Below are 22443 nucleotides of genomic sequence, written 5' to 3'. Positions count from 1 at the left end.
TATGAGAGCAGTTCGGATACTCCTGGCGCTTCTAATACTTCATGGGTCGGTTGCAGCCGCCAACGATACCTCTCGCCCACCGCTGGCGGACCAGGTCAAGGCTGCCTTCATCTTCAAGTTCTGCAGCTATATCGAGTGGCCGCCCGAGATTTTTTCCACGCCTCAATCCCCAATCGTCATTGCGACCTTTGAGCGTGACGCATCGATGGCACACCTGTTAACGGAAACGGTTCGGGGTCGCCGAGTGGGTGAACGACCGGTTCAGGTCCGCACGCTATCCGAGCACGAGGTAACGGAAGGCATACATGTGCTTTACCTGGGCGACGATACTCGGTTGGTCCGCAGTCGCATAGAGAGCGTCAAGGGGCAGCCGATATTGATTGTTACCGATCTCCCGAGGGGACTTGAGTTCGGCAGCGGTATTAACTTCCGCCGCGAGGACGACCGCATCCGCTTTGATATCTCGCTGACCGCCGCACAGTCCAATCGACTCAAGATCAGCTCGCGGCTCCTGACCGTAGCACGACAGATCGAGGGGGCGGAGCCATGAATGCCCTTTTCGCTCTAAGCTCAATCCGCCACAAGCTGCTAGTCGGCGTATTGCTGACGACCGCCACCGCACTGGCAATCCTCGGTGCGATCTTCATCATCTACGATCTGGGAGATTACCGCGATCGCCTTGTCGAAGAGCTGACCACCCAGGCTGACCTGATAAGTCTAAGCAGCACGGCGGCACTGGAGTTTGAGGACCGGGAAACCGCCAAGCAGACCCTCGCCTCACTCCGGCTGAGACCTGAGATACTTGCCGCCGCAATCTATGACAGGAACGGCAATCTCTTCGCCCGCTATTACGCCTCCCCCGCCCATATTCGTGAAATACCGGTTCGTGCCGAACAGCCGAGTATCGGTGTCGACGCTGATACAATCCGGCTATTCAGGCCTATCTATAACGATCGGGAGATAATCGGCAGCGTATTCATGCTGGCGCAAAGCGGTGTCAAGGAGCGCACCTTCCGTGTACTACTGATTTTCTTATCCATCGCCATTGTCGCGCTGGCGGCCTCGACACTGCTCTCTTCCTGGCTTCAGGCCCGTATCACCAGCCCGATAATGGAGGTGACGGAGCTGGCCCGCCAGGTAGTCAACGAGCGCAACTATAACCTGCGCGCCAATAGAACCACCGACGATGAAATCGGCTTTCTGATCGAAGCGTTCAACCAGATGCTGTCCCAGATCGGGCTTCGCACGTCAGAACTTGAGCGCTCCAACAGCGAGTTGGCCGAGCAGATCCACGAACGGTCGCAGGCTGAAAAAGCCCTCAGCGAGAGCGAATATCGGCACCGCACGCTGATCACGACGCTGTCGGCACTGACATGGCGGGCCGATGCGCATGGCGACTTCAGCGCCACACAGACTGCGTGGGACAGCTTTACCGGACAAACGCCCCGAAGTCATGCAGGCCGTGGCTGGCTTCAGGCGGTCCACCCGGATGACCGGGAGCTGGTCAGCCAGCTTTGGAATCAGGCCTGCGAAGAGAGTGTAGCGTTCAAGCAGGTATTCAGGCTCTGGTATGCCCCCGGCGGCGAGTACCGTTACGTCAACTTCAGCGCCGCCCCTCTTATTGACCCCGGTGGTCAAACCATGGAGTGGATGGGGATCGTCGATGATATTCACGAACGAATGCAGGCGACTGAGGAGGTACAGCGCCTGAATGCCGAACTCGAACACCGCGTGCAGGAGCGCACTGCAGAGCTTGAAAACGCCAACAGAGAGCTGGAATCGTTCAGCTACTCCGTTTCACACGACCTGCGAGCTCCGCTGCGCTCAATCGACGGCTTCAGCCAAGCCCTGATCGAGGACTACGGAGACAAACTTGATGAAGAAGCCAAGGAGTATCTGGATCGAGTACGCAATGGTGCCCAGCGGATGGGCCGACTGATCGATGACATGCTGAACCTGTCCAGAGTCAGCCGCATGGAGTTGGTCCGCCGCCCATTAAACCTCAGCGAAGTCGCCGCGGAACTGCTGAACGAACTGCGCCAGTCCGAACCACAGCGGAGCGTATACACCGAGATCGAGCCGGAGCTTCTGGCTTACGGTGACAGCCGCCTTGTCCGCGTGGTGTTGGAAAACCTGTTCAGCAATGCCTGGAAGTACACGGCAAAACGGGACGACGCCAAGATCCGGTTCGGCCAGGTCGAGTTCGAAGGGCGAAGCTACTTCTTTGTCCGCGACAACGGTGCCGGATTCGACATGAAATATGCCGATCGACTTTTCACCCCGTTCCAGCGCCTGCACGACAACCGTGAGTTTCCCGGCACCGGTGTGGGCCTGGCTACCGTACAGCGTGTGATCCGTCGCCACGGCGGCAGAATATGGGCCGAATCCGAACTGGATAAAGGCAGTACCTTCTATTTCACGCTAACCCCATCCGAGGAACTCCACCATGACAAGACGCCCAATTCTGCTGGTTGAAGACAACCCCGACGACGAAGCGCTCGCCTTGAGAGCGTTCAAGAAATGCAATATCAGTAACGAGCTATGGATAGCACGTGACGGAGAAGAGGCGCTGAATCTGCTTTTGGGATCCGATACGGAAACGAGCGAATACAGGCACCTGCCCGCCGTGGTGCTGCTCGACCTAAACCTACCGAAGATCAGCGGGCTCGAAGTATTACGCAGGATCCGCAACGATCCGCATACCAAAACCCTGCCCGTGGTAATACTCACCTCTTCCAAGCACGAGGAGGACCTGATTGCGGGCTACCAACTTGGCGCCAACAGTTACGTCCGCAAGCCAGTCGACTTCAACGAGTTCGCGCGAGCGGTTAGCCAGCTCGGCATGTATTGGCTGCTGCTCAATGAGCTCCCGGAGCAACATGATGCACTAAAATCTGAACATACTTAATTAGGTATCGTTGGGAGGAGTTACACCGATCATGGACACCCAACCTCTGCGCGCATTGATCATCGAGGATGAACCGGATGACGCCGCATTGCTGCTGCGCGAATTGCGCAAGTGCGGCTATGACGTCGATGCTGTCAAGGTTGATACCGCCGAAGCACTGGAGCGTGCGCTGCTTGGCTCGCAAAATTGGCAGATCGTATTCTCCGATTACACCATGCCCTCTTTCAACGGCATGGCCGCATTGGATCTGGTTCGCCGCTATGACAAGGACGTACCTTTTATTTTCGTATCCGGCACTATCGGCGAGGAACTGGCGGTCAGCGCGGTTCGTTCCGGCGCACAAGACTACATACTTAAAGACAATCTCAAGCGTCTCTCCGCCGCGGTACCGAGAGAGCTGCGCGAAGCGGAGGTACACCGCAAGCGACGCGAGGCGGAGCAGCACATTCAGTACCTGGCAAATTATGACCAGCTGACAAACCTGCCCAATCGGAATCTGTACCAGGACAGGCTTCAACAGTCACTGATCGAAGCCGAGCATAACGGTGGGTTGATCGGGCTGCTTCTGATCCGTCTGGACCGTGCCTATGAACTCAGCAGTAGTCTGGGCCCGAAGGGAAGCGACAGGCTCATCAAGGCCTTTGCCGCGCGTGTCGGCCAGTCAGTGCAGAGCCATGATTTTGTCGCCCGTCTGGATAGCGATCAGTTTGCCGCCATAGTCACCGGTTATTCCGATAATGATGAACTGCTTGCTGCCTGTATGCGGCTGTATCAGACCCTGTCACAACCCCTGGATATCAGCGGTTACTCATTGAGGATAAATCCAAGCATCGGGATCAGCCTGTTTCCTGATGACGCGGACAAACCCGATGGCTTACACGGAAATGCGGCATTGGCGATGCAGAAGGTGATCCGGCACGGCGGTAGCAACCATAGGTTCTACTCTCCCGAGCTGCGGCAACTTCGCGATGAACGGCTAACCCTTGAGCATGAACTGAGCACCGCGGCAATCAACAAGGGCTTTATTCTGCACTACCAACCGCAGGTAGAGCTCTCGAGCGGGCGGATGGTAGCGGTTGAAGCGTTGCTAAGATGGAATCATCCAGAGCGGGGCTCGATACGCCCGGATCTGTTTATCCCAATCGCCGAAGAGACCGGCCATATTCTTTCAATCGGGCAATGGGTGTTGAAACAGGCCTGCAGCGCAGCCAAAGAGTGGGCGTCTCGATACGGGGAAACAGCCCCCAGAGTCGCCGTGAACTTTTCCGCTTTTCAGTTCCGTCAGCCGGATCTCGCGGAAAGCGTTCAAAACCTGCTGGAGCACCTTCAGTTGCCGCCGCAGCAACTGGAAATCGAGATCACCGAAACCGCTCTTATGCAGGATCCGGACACGACTCAGCGTATTCTAAAACGCCTGAGAGACCTCGGCGTATCCATCTCCCTGGATGACTTCGGCACCGGTTACTCCAGCCTGAGTTATCTCAAGCGCTTCCCGGTCAACATGTTGAAAATTGACCAGAGTTTTATCAGAGATATACCCGACGACCGGGACAGCATCGAGATTACACGCGCGATCATCGCCATGACGGCCCGCCTCAATATTAACGTGATAGCGGAGGGCGTCGAAACGAAACAGCAGGCCGAGTTTTTGGGCAACGAGGGGTGCAATCTGGTACAGGGCTACCTGTTCAGCCGCCCCTTACCTGGAGATGATCTCGGCAAATTGCTTGCAACGCCCTCCCCCTTTACACAGATATGACCGCTAACCGCGACCGGCGTCACAAGGCCGCGGCATATCCGCGCCAACGCTGCAATACATTTTTTTCGATACCATGACGTAACACTTTCTTCGATTCCGCAAAAAAATCAATGCCCCCCGCGACACCCTTATATTTAGCAGGGTTTAATAAACCGATTTTCGTAATAAGATTTAATAAACATGACCAAATAATCAACTATAATCGCTTGTTCGCAAAACCAGAAAAAGGACGTATTTAGATGTTAAGGAAACTACTGCTGGTGCTGCTTGGCGCTGTTATAGCGCTGCCGATGATTGCAGGCCTGGCAGGCATTAAGCTGCTGCAGTTCAAAACCATGGGCGATGCATTCGCAGAGATGACCATGCCGCCCGAGCCGGTAAACGCGGCCGAGGTTTTTGAATACACGCGACAACCGCAGATACCCGCTGTCGGTACGGTGATGTCAGTACAGGGCACCATGGTACGTAACGAGGTCGAGGGATTGGTGCGTGAGATACTGTTCGAGGCCGGTAGCAATATCGAAGCGGGACAGCCGCTGGTGCGTTTGGACACCGAGCTCGAACAGGCACAGCTGCGCGAAGCGGAAGCCACTGCCGAGCTGTCGCGGATCTCGCTCAAGCGAGCTCAGGAGCTGCGCAAGAGCAAATATATCGCTCAGTCCGAGTTCGACTCTATCCGCACCGGCGTAAAGCAAGCCGACGCCCAGGTTGATTACGTGCGCGCGGTGATCGCCAAGAAAACCATCCGCGCCCCCTTCTCCGGTACGCTGGGCATTCGCCAGATCAGCGTCGGTCAGTTCCTCAATAAGGGCGACGAGATCGTATCCCTGCAATCGCTTGATCCGGTGTATGTAGATTTCTCGCTCCCGCAGCAGCACCAGGGGGAGCTGCGCACCGGACTGACCGTGCAGGTCAAAGCCGACGCCTACCCGGAACAACCGTTCGAGGGCCGCATCACCGCGTTCAACCCCGATGTGGATCCCGCCACACGCAATATCCGCGTGCAGGCCACCCTGTCCAATCCCCAGGGATTTCTGCGCCCCGGCATGTACGTCTCGCTTGAAGTACTTAAGGGGATGACCGAAAAGGTGCTGATGCTCCCCGCCACGGCGGTTCAATACGGCCCCTACGGCTCCACGTTGTTTGTCATCGAAGCCAGCGAAGAGAACCCGGAATCACTGGTAATCCGACAGCAAAGCGTAACGCTGGGTAAGCACATGGGTGACTTTGTGGAGGTTCTGCAGGGGGTAAAGGCGGGTGATCGAGTGGTGTCCACCGGCGTGTTCAAGCTGCGTCCCGGGATGACGGTTGTGGTCGATAACAGCCTCGCGCCTGAGTTCAAGTTCGAGCCGACTCCTAATAATAGCTGAGGCTCCTGGCAACAGTTGAGGCTTGCGGCAATAGCTGCGCCTGCGCCTTTTAACCCGTTACTGCGCCGGAACAATCGATCATGAAAGCTTTCACCGATATTTTCGTACGCCGCCCCGTGCTTGCCATCGTGGTCAGCGTCGTCATCATCATCGCGGGCGTGCAATCCTGGTGGTCACTGAGCGTGCGCCAGTACCCGCAGAGCGAAAACGCATCCATAACCGTCACCACTCCCTATATTGGCGCCAGCGCCGAAGTGGTGAAGGGCTTCGTCACCACCGAGATAGAGCGCGCCATCGGCGCGGTTCAGGGTGTCGATTATGTAGAGTCGAAAAGCCTGCTCGGGCTGTCGATGGTCACCGCCCGACTTGAGCTCAACTACGAGCCCACCAAGGCGCTGACCGATATCACCGCCCAAGTGAACCAGGTACGCAACTCGCTGCCGGCCGAAGCGGAGGTGCCGTCGATCAGCATCCAGTCGGCGGACTCCGAATTCGCTGCCGCCTACCTCAGTTTCTCCTCGGATACCCTGTCGCAAACCCAAATCACCGATTATCTGGTACGGGTGGTACAGCCCCGTCTGTCGGCTCTGGAGGGGGTGCAGCGCGCTGAGATCTTCGGTGCGCGTACCTATGCCATGCGGGTCTGGCTTGATCCCGGCCGAATGGCGGCACTGAACATCAGTCCGACAGAGGTGCGCACGGCGCTGGCCTCCAACAACTACCTGGCAGCGGTGGGCAACACCAAGGGCAATATGGTTCAGGTTAACCTGACCGCAAACACCGACCTGCACTCGCAGGAGGAGTTCGCACAACTGGTGATCCGCAACCAGCATGACACCATCATCCGGCTCAGCGATATCGCCGAGGTGGAGCTCGGCGCCGAGGACTACGAAACCAATGTCAGCTTCAACGGCCAGACCGCCGTGTTCATGGGGATATTTCCCCTGCCTGACAGCAACACCATCGATGTCATTGGCCTGGTGCGCAAGGATCTGGAGGGGATCAAACAGGGTCTGCCGCCAGGTATGGAGGCCGAGATCGGCTATGACGCCTCCGCCTATATCAACGATGCGATCCATGAGGTTGTCGGCACGCTAACCGAGACGCTGGCGATCGTCGTTCTGGTGATCTTCATCTTCCTCGGCTCCATGCGCTCGGTGCTGGTACCGGTAGTGGCGATCCCGGTTTCGCTGATCGGCGCTATCTTCCTGATGCAGGTGTTCGGCTTCACGCTGAACCTGTTGACGCTGCTGGCAATCGTGTTGTCGGTGGGTCTAGTCGTGGATGACGCTATCGTCATGGTGGAGAACGTGGAGCGCCATCTACGCGAGGGCCGCTCACCGATGCAGGCCGCACTGATCGGTGCCCGTGAGCTGATCGGGCCGGTAATCGCGATGACCATCACCCTGGCCGCGGTCTATACGCCAATCGGTCTGCAGGGCGGTCTGACCGGCGCCCTGTTCCGCGAGTTCGCGCTGACCCTGGCCGGTGCGGTGACCATCTCCGGTATCGTCGCCCTGACCCTGTCGCCGATGATGGCGGGACACCTGCTGAAAAGCGCTGAAAGCGAAGAGCACGGCCTGACCGGCCGGGTGAACCACTTTTTCGACCGCCTGCGTGATGGCTACGGCGCCCTGCTTCAGCGCATTCTGCATGCCCGCCCCGTGGTCTACGTGGTCTGGATCGCGCTCAGCATCATGGTGGTGCCGATGTACATGTTCTCGCCCAAGGAGCTGGCGCCGCTGGAGGACCAGAGCGTCATGTTCGGCATCATCAACAATGCAGCCAACGCATCGGCGGACCAGAAGGTCCATTTCGGTAAAACCGCCGAGCAGATGTTCTACAACGCCCCCGCGCGCGAGTTGACCTTCCAGATCCTGCTGGCGCCATCCGACCCATTCGCGGCTGCACTGGGTATCGGCGGCTTCAGCGGTATGGTTACCAAGCCCTGGGATGAGCGCGACAAGTCGGTCAATCAGCTGATTCGCGAGATGCAGGGACAGCTGTCGACCATTCCCGGGCTGCAGATCTTCGTCACCCAGCCCCCGGCCCTGCCCGGCGGCAGCAACTTCCCGGTGGAGTTCGTCATCACCTCCACCGACGATCCGAAGCAGATGCTGGAGTACGCCCAGCAGCTGCAGATGAAAGCGATGGAGAGCGGACTGTTCTACTTCCCGCCGGAGATCGACCTGAAGTTCGACCAGCCTCAGTCCGAGATCCATATCGATCACCAGAAGGTCGCCGCCCTTGGACTGACCAATGCGCAGATCGGTGCGGACCTGGGAGCCGCGTTGGGGGCCAACTACGTCAATCGCTTCAACGTGGAGGGGCGCGCCTACAAGGTGATCCCGCAGATCGCCCGCATCGACCGGCTCAACCCGGAGCAGCTCAACGAGATCTACGTCTCTGGACCTGATGGCCAGCTGATTCCGTTGAGTTCTATAGCGACGCTCAGCGATACCACCGTACCACGCTCGCTGAACCGTTTTCAGCAGCTCAATGCGATCAAGCTTTCCGGCATGACGGCGCAGATCGACGAGGGGCTCAAGGTACTGGAAAACTCCGCTGCGGAACTGCTGCCGGCCAACTACACCGTCAACTACACCGGCGAGTCGCGCCAGCTGCGTACCGAGGGCAACAAGTTCCTGCCCTCGTTGGGGCTGGCGATCCTGATGATCTTCCTGGTGCTGGCAGTGCAGTTCAACTCCTTCCGCGACCCGTTCGTGATCCTGCTCGGCTCGGTGCCGCTGGCGATGTTCGGCGCCCTCACCTTCACTGTGTTGAAAATGCCCAACCCGGATATTCCGTTCTGGACCGATGGCTGGACCACGACAATGAACATCTATGCCCAGGTCGGTCTGGTCACTCTGGTAGGGCTGATCTCGAAGAACGGTATCCTGATCGTCGAGTTCGCCAACAAACTGCAGGAGCAGGGACAGGCGAAGCTGGACGCTATCAGACTGGCTGCCATGACCCGACTGCGTCCAGTATTGATGACTTCCATCGCCACCATTGCCGGTCACTTCCCGCTGACACTGGTGGATGGTCCGGGAGCGGCGGCGCGTAACTCAATCGGTCTGGTGCTGGTGGGCGGTATGACGATCGGCACGATCTTCACACTGTTCGTGGTGCCCTCACTGTACATGCTGATTGCGCGCCAGCACGAGCATGAGGATCTGGAGGAAGAGGACGGGATGGCTCTGGTCAGAACAGAGGCCTGAGGAAGAGTCGTCGATTACGCGGATAACCTGAATCGGCAACGTCCATGTAACCCGCCTGCGCATCCATACGCAGGCGGGTTTTTTACATCCCTGTATGCAACCTGACGCCGTTGGAGTTGTTGTTCTTTATATATCGCAGTCAGGTTTAACCGTTACGCTGCACCAGCCCGTGGCTGTCCATGATCGACTCGATCTCGGACAGACTGGCCGGATCGTCGATAGTCGACGGCACAGTGTAGCTCTGGCCATCGGCAATCTGGCGCAACAGTTTGCGCAGGATCTTGCCGGAGCGGGTCTTCGGTAGGCGCTGCACAATAATGGCGCGCTGGAAGCAGGCGATCGGCCCGATCTCCTTGCGCACCATGGCCACCAGTTCGCTCTGCAGCTGGCTCTCTTCCACCTCGGCACCATCTTTCAGCAGCACCAGACCGATCGGCGCCTGGCCCTTGAGCGGATCATTGACACCGATTACCGCACACTCGGCCACAGCCGGGTGCGCCGCTACGATCTCCTCCATCTCACCGGTGGAGAGACGGTGACCGGCCACGTTGATCACATCGTCGGTGCGCCCCATGATGAAGACGTAGCCCTCCTCATCCTTGTATCCGCCGTCGCCGGAGGTGTAGTAACCCGGGAAGTCGGACAGGTAACCGGTGCGGAAACGCTCGAAATCGCCCCAGATCGTTGGCAGGCAGCTCGGCGGCAGCGGTAGCTTGAGTGCAATTGAGCCCTGCTCGCCCGGCGGCAGCTCCTGGCCATCGACACCGAGAATCTGCACATTGAAGCCCGGTACCGGCAGTGTAGAGGAGCCCGCTTTCGGCGTTTTCGGCTCGATCCCCATCAGGTTGCCGCAGATCGCCCAACCGGTTTCGGTCTGCCACCAGTGATCAACCACCGGCTTGCCGGTCTTGCCGACGGTCCAGTCGTAGGTGGGCGGATCGAGGCGTTCGCCGGCCATGAAGATGGTCTGCAGAGAGGAGATATCGTAGTTGGCCAGCAGAGACGCTTCGGGATCCTCTTTCTTGATCGCACGGAACGCGGTCGGCGCGGCGAACAGCGCCTTGGCCTTGTACTCCTGCACCACACGCCAGAAGGCACCGGCGTCCGGTGTTCTCACCGGCTTGCCTTCGTACACGATGGTGGTGCACCCGGCCAGCAGAGGCCCGTACACGATATAGGAGTGGCCCACGACCCAACCCACATCGGATGCAGCCCAGAACACATCGCCCGGCTGCATGTTGTAGATCGCCTTCATCGAGTACTTGAGGGCGACGGCATGGCCACCGTTATCGCGCACCACCCCTTTCGGCTTTCCGGTAGTTCCGGAGGTGTACAGGATGTAGAGCGGGTCGGTGCCCTTGACCGGAACGCAGTCAGCCGGTTCGGCCTGGGCCATCGCCTCGACCCAGTCGATATCACGCCCCTCGGTCAGCTCGGCCTTCGCTTCGGGGCGCTGCAGAATGATGCACGCCTGCGGCTTGTGCGCGGACTGTTCGATCGCCTGATCCAGCATCGGTTTATACTCGATCACCTTGGCGACCTCGAGGCCGCAGGAGGCGGATACCACCACCTTCGGCTCGGCATCGTCGATACGCACGGCAAGTTCGTGCGGCGCAAAGCCACCGAATACCACCGAATGGATGGCACCAAGCCGGGCTACACCCAGCATCGCGATCAACGCTTCCGGCACCATCGGCATGTAGATGACGACACGGTCTCCCTTGGTGACACCTTGAGCCTTGAGCACGCCGGCAAACTTGGCCACTTCATCGCGCAACTCTCGGTAGGTCAGCTTGCGCTTGGAACCCGATACCGGTGAGTCGTAGATCACGGCATCCTGGTCACCACGACCGCTCTCCACATGATGATCCAATGCCATGTAGGCGGTGTTCATCTCACCATCGGCGAACCAGCGGTAGATACCGTTGTCATCGGTGGAGAGTATCTGTTGCGGCGGAGCGTACCAGGGGAGATCAGCGGCTTTCTCGGCCCAAAAACCTTCCGGGTTCTCGATGGCGTTGCTGTATTCGGCTTGGTAGGACATGGCACAGGTCCTTTTATTCTTGAGTTTGTGGTCGCTTGGGGTTCGGGGTTTATCGATTATTGTTGACACTTCCCCGTTATCGACAGTCACTCTAGCTGAATCTGTCGACAAATGAGATACGACAAAAGGCGTAACCTTAGGTGATGCAGAATGGAATATTGACCTGAAACAGCTATAACACCGGAACTATCTTGTGATTTTCGGTATCACGGACATCTCTTTTAGAATCTTTTAATTGTCGACACTTACTTTGAACCACCCAATCCGTCGCGGTTTGAAATCAGTTCAGCATGATTGGCTATCAAATGGTTATATTATAACATTACCAAAATATCAGACTCGCTAATGGAGATGGAGAACCAGATGACCCGCCTAACTCTGACCAGCACCGCTGTGGTAATCAGTATTTTCGCTATTGGGGCACAGGCTCAACCCGCGCTCGCTCCGCATCAACATGGCGAGGCCCAACTGGATGTGGTGACCGATGGTCAAACACTGAGCCTCACATTGAACTCACCGGCATACAATCTGGTCGGATTCGAACACCCGGCACAAACCGATCAGGAGAAGGCCAGGATTCAGGCCATCGACTCAGCGATGCGTACACCCGAGCACTGGATTGAACTTCCACCCGAAGCCGACTGTGCGCTCAGCCAGGTCGAGATCGGCCAGCACCATGAGCTCAAACTTGAAGAAGATGAAGAGGAACATGATCAAGAACACGAGCACGAGCACGAGCACGAGCACGAGCACGAGCACGAGCACGAACATGATCATGCCGATCTGATTGACGAACATATGGATCTGAGCTTCAACTACCGATTCCTGTGTGCTGCCCCTGAACTGCTGGATCGAATCAAACTCACCCTGTTCGGCAAGTACCCTTTGCTGGAGTCCTTGCTAGCGCAGGTCATTACCCACACCCAGTCGGTCCAGTTGCTGAACGCCGCCAATCCATATCTGAAACTCAAATGACGACTAGCCATATCGTTGAAATCGACCAATTACGCTTCAGCTGGCCCGACATGCGCGGGCAACTGCTGAATATACCCCAGTTACGCCTTGAAGCTGGCAGCAGCCTGTTCCTGCGCGGTCCATCGGGCAGCGGAAAAAGTACCCTGCTTAATCTGGTGTCGGGTGTCCAGGCGGGTTACTCAGGCTCCGTCTCGATCTGCGGCGAGCGTCTGGAGACGTTGTCAGCCCATCGCCGCGATCGGTTGAGGGCCGATCATATAGGTTTGATCTTCCAGCAGTTCAATCTCCTTCCCTGGTTGTCACCCGTGGAGAATGTCGCACTGGCCTGTCGCTTTTCCCGTCGTAGACGCGACCGTGCCCAGGCGCGCAGCGGTTCGGTCCAAGACGAAGCGATCCGCCTGCTTCGCGAACTCGGTCTCGCTGAGGTGTTGAACAGCCGCCGCAACACCTCGGCGCTCTCCATCGGTCAACAGCAGAGGGTCGCCGCGGCTCGGGCCCTGATCGGCAGCCCGGAACTGATCATCGCCGACGAACCCACATCGGCGCTGGACTCCGAGCACCGCGACCGCTTCGTCGATCTCCTGATGAAGGAAACCCAAGCCAACGGCACCAGCCTGCTGTTCGTCAGCCATGATCCGGCGCTCGCCAGTCACTTCGATAATACCCTCCAGCTGGACGGGATTACCGGCAGCTCCCTGGAGACACGGCCATGCTGATCGACCTGCTCTGGCGCAGCCTGCTGAACCGGCGCGCCACCGCTGTGCTGAGCATACTGACGATCGGCCTCAGCGTAGCGCTGCTGGCCGGTGTCGAGAAAGTGCGCCAGGATATGCGCGAAGGCTTCTTTAACACTGTTTCCGGCACCGACCTGATCGTCGGGGCACGAACCGGGCAGGTCGAATTGCTTCTATACTCGGTGTTCCACCTTGGCTCGGCCACCAACAATATCCGCTGGAAAAGCTTCCAGCGTGTTGCCAACGATCCTGCAGTTGAATGGAGCGTCCCTCTGTCGCTGGGCGACTCGCACAAAGGGTTTCGCGTAGTGGGCACCACCAGCGCCTTCTTCGATCACTATCGGTACGGGCGTGAAAACGCACTCAAGCTGAGCGCCGGCCGTGCCTTCAACGGTATCCACCAGGTTACACTTGGAGCGGAGGCCGCCAGCAGACTTGGATACCATACCGGGGACAAAGTGGTCATAGCCCATGGCCTTGGCAGCACAAGCTTTGCCCAGCATAAAGACCAACCCTTTACCGTTGTCGGTATCCTCGAACCCACGGGCACCCCCGTAGACCAGTCGCTGCTCGTCAGCCTGGAGTCGATAACCGCCATCCATCTGGGCTGGCGCGCGGGCGTTCCGATGCCGGGGCTGTCGGTAGACCCGAGCACGTTGTCCGAAACAGACCTGACGCCCAAGGAGATCACGGCGTTTCTGCTCGGCATGAAGTCAAAGACCCAGGTATTTCAGATGCAGCGTGCGATCAACCGGTTCTCGGCGGAACCGCTGCTTGCTATCCTGCCCGGCGTCGCCCTGCAGGAGCTGTGGCAGGTGATCGGCAGTGCGGAAAAAGCACTGCTGGCGGTATCGGCCTGTGTCGTGCTGGCGGGCCTGACCGGGATGCTTGGGGTTCTGCTGACCGGTTTGCAGCAACGGCGGCGCGAATTGGCGCTACTGCGCGCCATCGGCGCGTCGCCGTTTAATCTGCTCTGTCTCGTGGTGATGGAAGCGGTGCTGCTGACAGCGGCAGGTATCGCTGTCGGTCTGTCACTGCTGTGGACCCTGCTGATACTGGCTCAACAGGGATTATCAGAAGCATTTGGCCTTTACCTGACACTGGGCTGGCCAGACGGACTCTGGCAGATACTGGCTATGGTGCTCGCGGCAGGCGCCTTGGCCGGCACCATACCCGCCTGGCAAGCCTGGCGTTATACTCTCGCGGATGGGCTGACGCCCCGAACCTGAACCTTTGCAGACATCTTACTATGCGTAAATGGATCCACCTGTTCCTCGCTTTTTGGCTGGCCGCATCTGCACAGGCCGCCAACCTTAACGGCAATAAGGTCACGGAGATTACCTGGGACGAACTGATGCCACAGGACTACGACCTCTCCTACGAGGATCTGTACGGCTCAGACGTGGACATCAATAACCTGGACGACTTCGACAGCGGCGCCCAGTCGATGCTGGATCATATGCAGCAAGTGCTCAGTTCTGCGCCTGTCGTTGAGGAGATGGACGGTCGCATGGTGCGTATCCCCGGTTTCGTCGTTCCCCTCGGTGGCGAAGACCAGCGTATAGACCGCTTCTTTTTGGTGCCCTACTTCGGCGCCTGCATACATACACCGCCGCCGCCTGCAAACCAGATTATCGATACCCATTTCGAACCGGGCACCCGTATTGAAAGTCTGTATGACGCCGTTTGGATCACCGGTCGTCTGACCGTGGAACGTTTCAGCAATGAACTGGGTACCGCCGGCTACCGCCTGGAAGCCTATCAAATTGAACCCTATGAAGATTCTGTACCGGATAGCACACAGTAAGGTTGTAATACCCCGGATCTTGCCGCTATGCTCGCGCTTCATGGACAATAGTGTTGATGCAAACGACAGATGGATTTCGATTGGTTAGCGTTAAGCGCTCTGTGCGTGGTTGCAGCCCTGCAACTATGGTTCTGGATCAGGTCTAAGCGCAGCAACGCTGGAGCAGTTGCACTCATCAACCGGTTCCCAAACGCCGTAATGAAGGTCGAGAGCGACGGCACCATCAGTTACGCCAACGCCGCAGCGTCACGCCTGCTTGGCTACGATGAACAAGAGCTGATCGGACTTGGTGTCGAGATGCTGGTGCCGGAACAGCAGCGCCACCACCACAAGCATTGGCGGGAGATGTTTATCCAGTCCGCCAATGCCAGGGCCATGGGTCAGTTGAACGCCCTGGCCGCCCGCCACAAGTCCGGTCGTTCAATCCCGGTCAGAATCGAGCTTACTACACTCTTTCATGAGAACAGTTCCCGGCGTAGCGTCTTGGCGGTCCTGTATCCTGCCATTGAAAACGAGGAGATGCTGGCACAAGTTCAACGCGATGCTGGGGTGGGTACCTGGGAGTGGGATATGGAAAAAGACCGTCTCAGCTGGTCCAACAGCGTGTACGAGATGTTCGGTCTTGATCCCCAGCGTTTCAGTGCCAGCTACGAAGCCTATCTGCAAGTGGTACACCCAGATGACCGAGCACGTGTAGATCACGCGATAAGTACGTCCCACGCCTCGTCCAGCCCCTATGAGATTGAGTATCGCATAGTGCGCCAGGGGGAGATTCGTCATTTGCTGGAGCGCAATTACCTGCATCTCGACCAGCATGGTGAGATCAAGTACATGTGGGGCAGTGTTATCGATATCACCGAGAAACGCTTGGCGGAGGCACAGCTGCAATTGGCTGACGCGGTGTTTAAACACTGCGCGGAGGGGATTCTCGTTTTCGACCATCAACAGAAACTGCTGCGTACCAATACGGCACTGCTCGAAATGGCCGGCTACGATTCCGACGCTGTAACAGCGATGAGCGCCGGCGAACTGTTTCTCGACCCACAGGACAAAAGCCCGCTATCACTCAGGGACCTGATGCGCTCGGCACCGCTAAGCGACGATGAGTGGAGAGGCGAGTTGACTCTTCAGCATCACACTGGAGACACCATCCCGGTACTGGCGTCGGTATCCACCATAGGCGAACCTCAGGGCGAGAGGTGCGAGTACATTCTGGTATGTACCGATATACGCGAGATTAAGCGGCAGCAGGAACAGCTTCGCCACATGGCTATGCACGACTCTCTGACCGGCCTGCCAAACCGCAGGCTTTTAGCCGAACACCTTAATCAGGCGATTGCAGCAAGCAAACGAACCGGCAACCGCTTGGCGGTGGTGTATATCGATCTGGACGGATTCAAACAGATTAATGATCACTTCGGCCATGAAGCGGGAGATGAGCTGCTCTGCCTGCTCGCTTCGAAATTGAAAAATCTTGTCCGGGAGTGTGATGTACTGGCTCGTATTGGCGGCGATGAGTTCGCCTTTCTGCTGTCGAACTGCGGTGATGACGAGATGCTATCGGATATCCTGGCGCGTATTACACAAGAGGGCGCGACGCGCTACCGCGACCTCAGTGTCACACTCAGCCTAGGTGCGGCCTGTTATCCTGATCACAGTGAAAACGGTAGTGAGCTGCTCATGCTGGCCGATCAGTTGATGTACCGGTCAAAGCACAACGGTAAAAGCCAGTTCATGATCGCCGGACAACGCTGACTGCATTAGAGAAAGAGCTCGTAATGCAGAAATTCCCGGTCCTCCCGGTAGCCCTGCATCTCGTAGAGTTGACGCGCCGCCGTATTGGTTTTGGCTGTAAATAACTCAACCACGCAGCAGCCAGCCTCTCTGGCTATATTTTGGGCCGCCTCCAACAGTGCTGAACCTATCCCCAGTCCCCGGAACGTTTCAGCAACATAGAGGTCGCTCAGTAGCCAACTGGGCCGACACTCCAACGACGAATGTGCGGGGTAACACTGTACGAAGCCCACTGCCTGCTCCTGCAGGCGGGCCAGCAGGATTATGCTACTGCCCTGCTCCAGTCGCTCACGCAGAAAAAGCGCCGCCTTGTCCCTGTCCGATGCGTAATCATAGAAGGTACGATACAGGTCAAACAGATCGATCAGATCAGGCAGGTCCTCGATAGATGCGGTATCGATTGCGGCCGCGGCGTTTTTCGAGCTCATGGCTGTTCCAAGGTTGATGAACGCTCCGACACTTTGCCTTAACTTTCAACCAATACCAACCCGGATACGCGATATCCGCGGCGATGAGACGCCAGGCATAGCCTTAGTCCCATAGGGGCTAGGGCATCCCCCCTGTCCCACTGACCAGATTACTGAACACGGCCACCCCTTCCTTGGTAAACCCAGGATCGCCAAGCAGATATAGCTGAAGGCGATCTATCCGTTGGTCGTCATTGAATTGCACCAGCACATCGCCAGACAGGTAGGGCGAAAGCGCAGCGAGCAGACGCTTGATGATCTCCGCATCGTCCCGAGCACCACGCAGCACCAGCGCCGCCCGCCGTCTATCCGGAAACGAATCTGCATCATCTTTTACGGCCCGGCCTAATCCGTAGTGGCCCAGAGCCTGACCGAGCCGCTGCGCCAGCTTTTCTCTCGCCTCTCCCGGCACAGCCTTTATCTCAAGAAAGGGCGCCAGCTGCTGGTAAGTCGCTCTGAACTCCGCAAGATTTTGCAATACACGAGCCCGTCGCTTCTCATCGACAGCGATATATGCGCTGCTCAGTTCATCGATTTCATCAACGGGCGGTAGCCTCAACCACCGGGCCGTGTCCGAATCGCTCAGGACCTCAACCGAGCCAGTGCCACTGCTATTTTGCGCGTCCGAGCCCAGCCCGCCGAACCATAGGAACAAACCCACCACTATCAAAAACAGCGGCAGCAGATATACGACATATTTTAATGGTATGCCGACTCCAATTGTCGGTCGCATAGCTATCACCTTCCGGCATTAATTGCTTTGCACATCAAGGACTAACCGTCAGTACGGATAACCGAACTTCCGCGTGAAGTTAATTGAAATGAAGGTGGCAAGTGCATGCCCCTCAGCTGAAGAAACTTGCCGCATCAGCTATAGGAGTTATAGCTAAATATTTGAAAAATTGAATTAACCAGGTCGGGCACATCTTTTGCTGTTTACCTTGTACCCTAACCCTAATGAGGAGGTATGCAGCATGCTCAAGGTGAACAAACCACCCTTGCCCTCACCGGTTCTCAGCTCGAACACAACAGGCAAGTCGTCTGCTGACAGTGTGTTTGCCGATATATTGGCGCAGGAGGCGGAGAGGCAACGGCGTGACGCTAAGGAGCAGCGTTCCTCGGGCGATATGCTGGCGCAAACGGCGGCCTCTCCATCAGAGCCACCCGACGCCCGTGAAGAGCTGATAAAGCTCCTCAGCATGAGCACCGCGGAGAGGATTCGTTACCTGATGCTCAAGGATATGGGGCTGACCGAGGAGTCGTTAGCCGCGCTGCCCTACGATGAGCGGCAGCGAATAGAACGGTTGATTGAACAGGAGATCCGACGACAGCTGGGCAGCAACTTCGACGAAACACGCGACCTGCGTCAAACCTGATCGTCTACAAATAATCTCAGCAGCCCTGACGGTTGCTGTTAGTATCAACAGGGAATCTATCGAGCAGGGATACTCTTATGGCTTTCGCGCTTTCATTGCACATGCTGGCGGCAGTAATCTGGGTCGGCGGCATGTTTCTGGCATACGTCTGCCTGCGTCCGGTAGCGGGCGCTCTTCTTGAACCACCGCAACGGCTGCCGCTCTGGGCGAACCTGTTCAAGCGGTTTTTCCCCTGGGTCTGGGTCGCCATTATCGCCCTGCCCGTCACAGGCCACTGGATGATCGCACTGATGGGCGGTTTCAAGAATGCCGGTCTCCATGTCCATATCATGCTCGGAACTGGCTACCTGATGGTCCTGCTCTTCCTGCACCTATACTTTGCACCCTTCCAGCGTCTGAAAAAGGCGGTGGATGCCGAGGACTGGCCCGCGGGAGGCAAAGCACTTAACCAGATCCGGCAGATCATTGCGATCAACCTGGCACTGGGCCTGTTTACCGTGCTCAACGCCTCGGGCGGGCGATTCCTGTACGGCTGAGCAGGATACACTTTCATCTCTCCATCGCATTAAGTTAACATATTAACTTAATTGAGGAGGTTTGAATGAAACTCAAGCTGTCTGTTGTCGACCAGTCCCCTGTACACGGCTCCCATGCCAGACATCAAGCACCCTCGCTGACGGTGGAGCTGGCTAGACTCTGCGATGAGCTGGGTTATTACCGTTACTGGGTGGCGGAACACCACGACAGCATTCACTTCGCCAACCCCTGCCCGGAGATCCTGGTCGCGCATATCGCCAGCGTCACGCGCAACATTCGCGTGGGCAGCGGTGGCGTCATGCTCTCCCACTACAGTCCGCTGAAAGTGGCCGAGAGTTTCAAGATGATGGCCACCCTGTTTCCTGAGCGCATCGACCTGGGGGTAGGTCGCGCCCCCGGCGGCACGGGTCTCACCTCCAGTGCCCTGGCCTTTCCCTATCAGCCGCTGCACGGCGATGGCTACGCGGAGCAGGCACAACTGCTGGAGGGATTCATAAACGGCAGCCTTCCAGACAATCATCCCTACAGCCGTATCAACGTGCTGCCGGACAGCCGGCCGGCTCCGGAGCTCTGGATGCTGGGGTCCAGCGGAGGCAGCGCGGGTCTGGCGGGTCATCTGGGTTACAATCTGGCACTGGCCCGTTTTATCGATCCCGACAACTGCCATCCCTCTATCTTCGCTCAGTACCGTGACGAGTGGACAAGAGCGGGTCACGAGGGTAAGCCAAAGCTTATGCTGGCCATTGCCTGTATCTGCGCCGAAACCGAGGAGGAAGCCAGGCTTCGTGCAGGGACCGCCGTCTACCGCAAACTCGCAGCCCAGATGGGGCAGCGAGAGGATTTCCTGACCCCGGCGCAGGTGCAGGACCGGTACCGTGACCTGCCCCCGTCGCTGCAAGCCGAATACAACCATATTCTCGGTGGCTACACCGTGGGTACCCCGGAGCAGTGCTGGGACGAGATGAGAGCGCTGGCCAAGGCCTTCGAGTGTGACGAGATGGCGCTGGTAACGGTGACCCATAGCCAGGCGGATAGAATGGAGAGCTACCGGCTACTGGCGCAACAATTCAGCTGATATCGCCGACCGGCGATCCAGCTCGGGATAGCCTCTATGCACCATCCGAATCGGTCCGGACTACACTTGATTGGACTGGATGCAACAGGAGGCGAAGCTGCTTGGCTTTTCTCGAGACTGGATCACTCACGTTCAACCTGGTTCTTTTTGCGGCCTGCGTCCTGGTAATACTGGGAACAGGCACCCGTATTACCCGTATCGTCGATCAGCTGGCGGACCGAATCCGCATCGGTGAGGCGTTAGCCGGCGGCGTGCTGATGGGCGCCGCCACCTCGCTGTCCGGATCGGTGCTGTCGGTAACGGCGGCCTGGAACGGTCACCCCGAATTGGCGGTCAGCAATGCGCTGGGCGGAATCGCCGTGCAGACCGTTTTTCTGGCGATTGCGGATATCACCTACCGCCGCGCCAACCTGGAACATGCCGCCGCCTCGGCGGAGAACATGATGCAGACCTCGCTACTGATCGCGCTGCTGGCACTGATCGCGCTGGCGCCGCTACTGCCCGATTTTACGCTGTGGGAGATCCACCCGATCACCTTCTGCCTGCTCCTTCTGTACCTATACGGCCTTGGTTTGGTCAAACGGGTGCGCGATACGCCGCTATGGCGGGCAACCAAGACTCGCTCGACCCGCCCGGACATACCGGAAGTTCGCAACATCAGGCTCTCACTGCCCCTTCTGCTAGTGAAGTTTCTGGCGTTGATGCTGGTACTGGGCACCTCCGGCTGGCTGCTGGAACACGTCGCCTCGGGGATCGCCGAGCAGACCGGGCTGAGCGAAACGATGATCGGTGTACTGCTGACCGCGACCAGCACTTCGCTACCGGAGCTGGTTACCTGCCTGGCCGCCGTCAGACAGGGAGCATTGACGCTGGCGGTGGGCGGCATCATCGGCGGCAACGCCTTCGATACCCTGTTTACTGCCGCCTCCGATATCGCCTACCGCGACGGTTCCATCTACCACGCCATCTCCGATACTACGCTCGCCTGGACCGTGCTGACGCTGCTGATGTCCGCCTTTCTGATGATGGGGCTGATCCGGCGGGAGGAGCAGGGGTTTGCCCGGATCGGCTTCGAGAGTCTGGCCGTCCTGCTGCTCTACGCACTGGGGCTGGTCGTGCTGCTGATCTAGCCTCCATCGACTTAGCGCAGCTCTATTTAACAGGCGCTATCGATAACGAGCCACAGAATACTCCAGCTCTGGAAGCACGCAAATCAACCGCTCCTTGCCCTTACCTATATTCTTGCGTTTGATCGTCAGGCGACCGATCTGTCCGGTACGTTCTATATGGGTACCGCCACAGGGCACCACCTGCCCAGCACACGCCCAAAAGCGCGCATCGGGGTGGCTATCGCTCGCATAGAGACTGATGGGATGATTCCCGTCGACATAGCGATTGGCGATCTCGCCGATGCGGCTGATCTCCTCCTCATCGAAGCGCTCGTCAGTCAGCATATCGAACCGCGCCTGACCCTCACGCACGTGGCAGCCGATCAGGTTCTGCTCTATACCAGGCCGCACCTCCATCACCGCCAGATAGAGCAGATGACAGGCGCTGTGGGAGGTGCTCAGCTTCTCACGCCGCAGCGGATCGATACGAACAATCACCTGATCGCCGATCGAAAAGCCGCCTAGGAGCTGCCGATCCACCTCGGTGACGATATGCGAGATCACGCCATCCACGTTGATATACTTATCGCCCTCGATCCTCACGTCGGCCCCGAATCGGCGCCGGACATCGGCGAACGCCACGATGGTTCCGCTGGCAGGGTGCTCGATTAGTCCTGTATCGGCCTCCTGTCCGCCTCCTTCGGGGTAGGCCACCGTGCTGTCCAGCTCCACCCCTTCCTCATCGATCTTGACGACTGTCGCCGTTGTCGAAACCCGATAGGGATCCTGATAATAAAGCTTTTCCGTTTTGCGCATCCCAGCCTCCCGATTGGCGCCTCCATATGAACGGCGCGTTCAGTTCACCTCACCTGACGTTCTTTGAGCTTACAAGCGGGATATACGGCGGTCGAGACGATCCGGCGCCATTTTTGTCAGTGCGACAATCGATTGTGGGGGTAACAATTGTACCGAGCCGCGCGTGGAAGCGATTCACACAAGCTGGGGCCAGCTTCGCTCTCAAGGCAGATTGAGTAGGTAGTTTTGCGCCCCTTGCAGAGTGGAGAACTGCATATAGTCCTGTTCGGGCACATCCACGTCTAACGCCTCGCTCACTGCCGCGATATAACGGACGAAGTCGAAGGAGTCGATATCCAGTTCCTCGCGCAGATCTACCGTCGGCGCCAGAGTGTCAAGGTCCGCCTCGGGGGCGATATTACCCAGCTCCCGCTGCAGGATGGCGCGGACCTGGTCAGGGGTATTTTCCATT

General features: G+C 57.8%; 20 protein-coding genes. 15 read left to right on the top strand and 5 right to left on the bottom strand.

What is annotated here, in order from left to right; genetic code table 11:
- Position 1: 1 nt before the first annotated feature.
- The 6 genes from IEX40_RS08495 to IEX40_RS08470 all read left to right on the top strand — a co-directional run bounded on the left by IEX40_RS08495 (position 2) and on the right by IEX40_RS08470 (position 9258).
- The gene (locus IEX40_RS08495; protein WP_188747246.1) at positions 2 to 550 is read left to right on the top strand and encodes a TOL_0243 family YfiR-like periplasmic protein; all 549 of its coding nucleotides are present in this window, start codon (positions 2 to 4) and stop codon (positions 548 to 550) included.
- Positions 547 to 2475 (top strand): sensor histidine kinase, YfiR-like protein-associated, encoded by a 1929-nt coding sequence (locus IEX40_RS08490; RefSeq protein WP_188747244.1) that lies wholly within the window; start codon positions 547 to 549, stop codon positions 2473 to 2475. The genes IEX40_RS08495 and IEX40_RS08490 overlap by 4 nt, the downstream gene beginning before the upstream one ends.
- Positions 2447 to 2908, top strand: coding sequence for a response regulator (locus tag IEX40_RS08485; RefSeq protein WP_188747242.1), 462 nt, complete (start codon positions 2447 to 2449; stop codon positions 2906 to 2908). The genes IEX40_RS08490 and IEX40_RS08485 overlap by 29 nt, the downstream gene beginning before the upstream one ends.
- Positions 2909 to 2939: 31 nt before the next feature.
- The gene (locus tag IEX40_RS08480) at positions 2940 to 4667 is read left to right on the top strand and encodes a putative bifunctional diguanylate cyclase/phosphodiesterase (RefSeq protein ID WP_188747240.1); all 1728 of its coding nucleotides are present in this window, start codon (positions 2940 to 2942) and stop codon (positions 4665 to 4667) included.
- A gap of 239 nt (positions 4668 to 4906) precedes the next feature.
- Entirely contained in the window at positions 4907 to 6037 is a 1131-nt protein-coding gene (locus tag IEX40_RS08475; protein WP_188747237.1) for an efflux RND transporter periplasmic adaptor subunit, read from the top strand.
- Positions 6038 to 6117: 80 nt separating this feature from the next.
- Positions 6118 to 9258, top strand: a complete 3141-nt coding sequence (locus IEX40_RS08470) for an efflux RND transporter permease subunit (RefSeq protein ID WP_188747235.1) — start codon at positions 6118 to 6120, stop codon at positions 9256 to 9258.
- Positions 9259 to 9403: 145 nt separating this feature from the next.
- On the opposite strand, the gene IEX40_RS08465 is transcribed toward IEX40_RS08470, so the two are convergent.
- On the bottom strand, positions 9404 to 11359 hold the full coding sequence (locus tag IEX40_RS08465; RefSeq protein WP_268235774.1) for a propionyl-CoA synthetase: 1956 nt from the start codon (positions 11357 to 11359) through the stop codon (positions 9404 to 9406).
- Between the two features lie 306 nt (positions 11360 to 11665).
- On the opposite strand from IEX40_RS08465, the gene IEX40_RS08460 reads away from it, so the two are divergent.
- The 5 genes from IEX40_RS08460 to IEX40_RS08440 all read left to right on the top strand — a co-directional run bounded on the left by IEX40_RS08460 (position 11666) and on the right by IEX40_RS08440 (position 16573).
- A complete protein-coding gene (locus IEX40_RS08460) occupies positions 11666 to 12277 on the top strand; it encodes a ZrgA family zinc uptake protein (protein ID WP_188747230.1) in 612 nt (203 codons plus the stop codon).
- Positions 12274 to 12993: an ABC transporter ATP-binding protein gene (locus IEX40_RS08455; RefSeq protein WP_188747228.1), complete on the top strand. Its 720-nt coding sequence runs from the start codon at positions 12274 to 12276 to the stop codon at positions 12991 to 12993. Before IEX40_RS08460 ends, IEX40_RS08455 begins: the two co-directional genes overlap by 4 nt.
- Positions 12987 to 14240 (top strand): ABC transporter permease, encoded by a 1254-nt coding sequence (locus IEX40_RS08450; protein ID WP_188747227.1) that lies wholly within the window; start codon positions 12987 to 12989, stop codon positions 14238 to 14240. Before IEX40_RS08455 ends, IEX40_RS08450 begins: the two co-directional genes overlap by 7 nt.
- Positions 14241 to 14260: 20 nt before the next feature.
- Complete coding sequence (locus IEX40_RS08445) at positions 14261 to 14818, top strand: DUF3299 domain-containing protein (protein WP_188747225.1); 558 nt, start codon at positions 14261 to 14263, stop codon at positions 14816 to 14818.
- A 69-nt stretch (positions 14819 to 14887) separates the two neighbouring features.
- The gene (locus tag IEX40_RS08440; RefSeq protein ID WP_268235769.1) at positions 14888 to 16573 is read left to right on the top strand and encodes a sensor domain-containing protein; all 1686 of its coding nucleotides are present in this window, start codon (positions 14888 to 14890) and stop codon (positions 16571 to 16573) included.
- A gap of 5 nt (positions 16574 to 16578) precedes the next feature.
- On the opposite strand, the gene IEX40_RS08435 is transcribed toward IEX40_RS08440, so the two are convergent.
- Complete coding sequence (locus IEX40_RS08435) at positions 16579 to 17040, bottom strand: GNAT family N-acetyltransferase (protein WP_188747221.1); 462 nt, start codon at positions 17038 to 17040, stop codon at positions 16579 to 16581.
- Positions 17041 to 17158: 118 nt separating this feature from the next.
- Positions 17159 to 17812 carry a hypothetical protein gene (locus tag IEX40_RS08430; protein WP_188747219.1) on the bottom strand — a complete coding sequence of 218 codons (654 nt, stop codon included), beginning with the start codon at positions 17810 to 17812 and terminating at the stop codon, positions 17159 to 17161.
- 241 nt (positions 17813 to 18053) lie between these two features.
- Here IEX40_RS08430 and IEX40_RS08425 point away from each other — a divergent pair, with 241 nt between their 5' ends.
- The 4 genes from IEX40_RS08425 (at position 18054) to IEX40_RS08410 (ending at position 21197) form a co-directional block, all read left to right on the top strand.
- Positions 18054 to 18455 carry a hypothetical protein gene (locus IEX40_RS08425; protein ID WP_188747217.1) on the top strand — a complete coding sequence of 134 codons (402 nt, stop codon included), beginning with the start codon at positions 18054 to 18056 and terminating at the stop codon, positions 18453 to 18455.
- A gap of 77 nt (positions 18456 to 18532) precedes the next feature.
- The gene (locus tag IEX40_RS08420) at positions 18533 to 18991 is read left to right on the top strand and encodes a CopD family protein (protein WP_188747215.1); all 459 of its coding nucleotides are present in this window, start codon (positions 18533 to 18535) and stop codon (positions 18989 to 18991) included.
- Between the two features lie 65 nt (positions 18992 to 19056).
- Entirely contained in the window at positions 19057 to 20067 is a 1011-nt protein-coding gene (locus IEX40_RS08415; RefSeq protein WP_188747213.1) for an MsnO8 family LLM class oxidoreductase, read from the top strand.
- 101 nt (positions 20068 to 20168) lie between these two features.
- Entirely contained in the window at positions 20169 to 21197 is a 1029-nt protein-coding gene (locus IEX40_RS08410) for a sodium:calcium antiporter (RefSeq protein WP_188747211.1), read from the top strand.
- Between the two features lie 36 nt (positions 21198 to 21233).
- Here IEX40_RS08410 and IEX40_RS08405 read toward each other — a convergent pair whose 3' ends face one another.
- The gene (locus IEX40_RS08405; protein ID WP_188747209.1) at positions 21234 to 21992 is read right to left on the bottom strand and encodes an alanyl-tRNA editing protein; all 759 of its coding nucleotides are present in this window, start codon (positions 21990 to 21992) and stop codon (positions 21234 to 21236) included.
- 201 nt (positions 21993 to 22193) lie between these two features.
- Entirely contained in the window at positions 22194 to 22442 is a 249-nt protein-coding gene (locus IEX40_RS08400; RefSeq protein WP_188747728.1) for an acyl carrier protein, read from the bottom strand.
- Position 22443: the final 1 nt, after the last annotated feature.

Origin of the sequence: Marinobacterium zhoushanense, from assembly GCF_014641945.1 — a bacterium.
GTDB classification, from domain to species: domain Bacteria; phylum Pseudomonadota; class Gammaproteobacteria; order Pseudomonadales; family Balneatricaceae; genus Marinobacterium_D; species Marinobacterium_D zhoushanense.
This window is presented reverse-complemented; position numbering and strand designations above follow the sequence as displayed.

Coding starts and splice junctions, on each gene's coding strand:
- IEX40_RS08420 (WP_188747215.1), top strand. CDS start 18,533: ATGGCTTTCGCGCTTTCATTGCACATGCTGGCGGCAGTAATCTGGGTC.
- IEX40_RS08450 (WP_188747227.1), top strand. CDS start 12,987: ATGCTGATCGACCTGCTCTGGCGCAGCCTGCTGAACCGGCGCGCCACC.
- IEX40_RS08405 (WP_188747209.1), bottom strand. CDS start 21,992: ATGCGCAAAACGGAAAAGCTTTATTATCAGGATCCCTATCGGGTTTCG.
- IEX40_RS08440 (WP_268235769.1), top strand. CDS start 14,888: ATGGATTTCGATTGGTTAGCGTTAAGCGCTCTGTGCGTGGTTGCAGCC.
- IEX40_RS08490 (WP_188747244.1), top strand. CDS start 547: ATGAATGCCCTTTTCGCTCTAAGCTCAATCCGCCACAAGCTGCTAGTC.
- IEX40_RS08470 (WP_188747235.1), top strand. CDS start 6,118: ATGAAAGCTTTCACCGATATTTTCGTACGCCGCCCCGTGCTTGCCATC.
- IEX40_RS08460 (WP_188747230.1), top strand. CDS start 11,666: ATGACCCGCCTAACTCTGACCAGCACCGCTGTGGTAATCAGTATTTTC.
- IEX40_RS08400 (WP_188747728.1), bottom strand. CDS start 22,442: ATGGAAAATACCCCTGACCAGGTCCGCGCCATCCTGCAGCGGGAGCTG.
- IEX40_RS08425 (WP_188747217.1), top strand. CDS start 18,054: ATGCTCAAGGTGAACAAACCACCCTTGCCCTCACCGGTTCTCAGCTCG.
- IEX40_RS08455 (WP_188747228.1), top strand. CDS start 12,274: ATGACGACTAGCCATATCGTTGAAATCGACCAATTACGCTTCAGCTGG.
- IEX40_RS08415 (WP_188747213.1), top strand. CDS start 19,057: ATGAAACTCAAGCTGTCTGTTGTCGACCAGTCCCCTGTACACGGCTCC.
- IEX40_RS08435 (WP_188747221.1), bottom strand. CDS start 17,040: ATGAGCTCGAAAAACGCCGCGGCCGCAATCGATACCGCATCTATCGAG.
- IEX40_RS08445 (WP_188747225.1), top strand. CDS start 14,261: ATGCGTAAATGGATCCACCTGTTCCTCGCTTTTTGGCTGGCCGCATCT.
- IEX40_RS08480 (WP_188747240.1), top strand. CDS start 2,940: ATGGACACCCAACCTCTGCGCGCATTGATCATCGAGGATGAACCGGAT.
- IEX40_RS08475 (WP_188747237.1), top strand. CDS start 4,907: ATGTTAAGGAAACTACTGCTGGTGCTGCTTGGCGCTGTTATAGCGCTG.
- IEX40_RS08485 (WP_188747242.1), top strand. CDS start 2,447: ATGACAAGACGCCCAATTCTGCTGGTTGAAGACAACCCCGACGACGAA.
- IEX40_RS08495 (WP_188747246.1), top strand. CDS start 2: ATGAGAGCAGTTCGGATACTCCTGGCGCTTCTAATACTTCATGGGTCG.
- IEX40_RS08430 (WP_188747219.1), bottom strand. CDS start 17,812: ATGCGACCGACAATTGGAGTCGGCATACCATTAAAATATGTCGTATAT.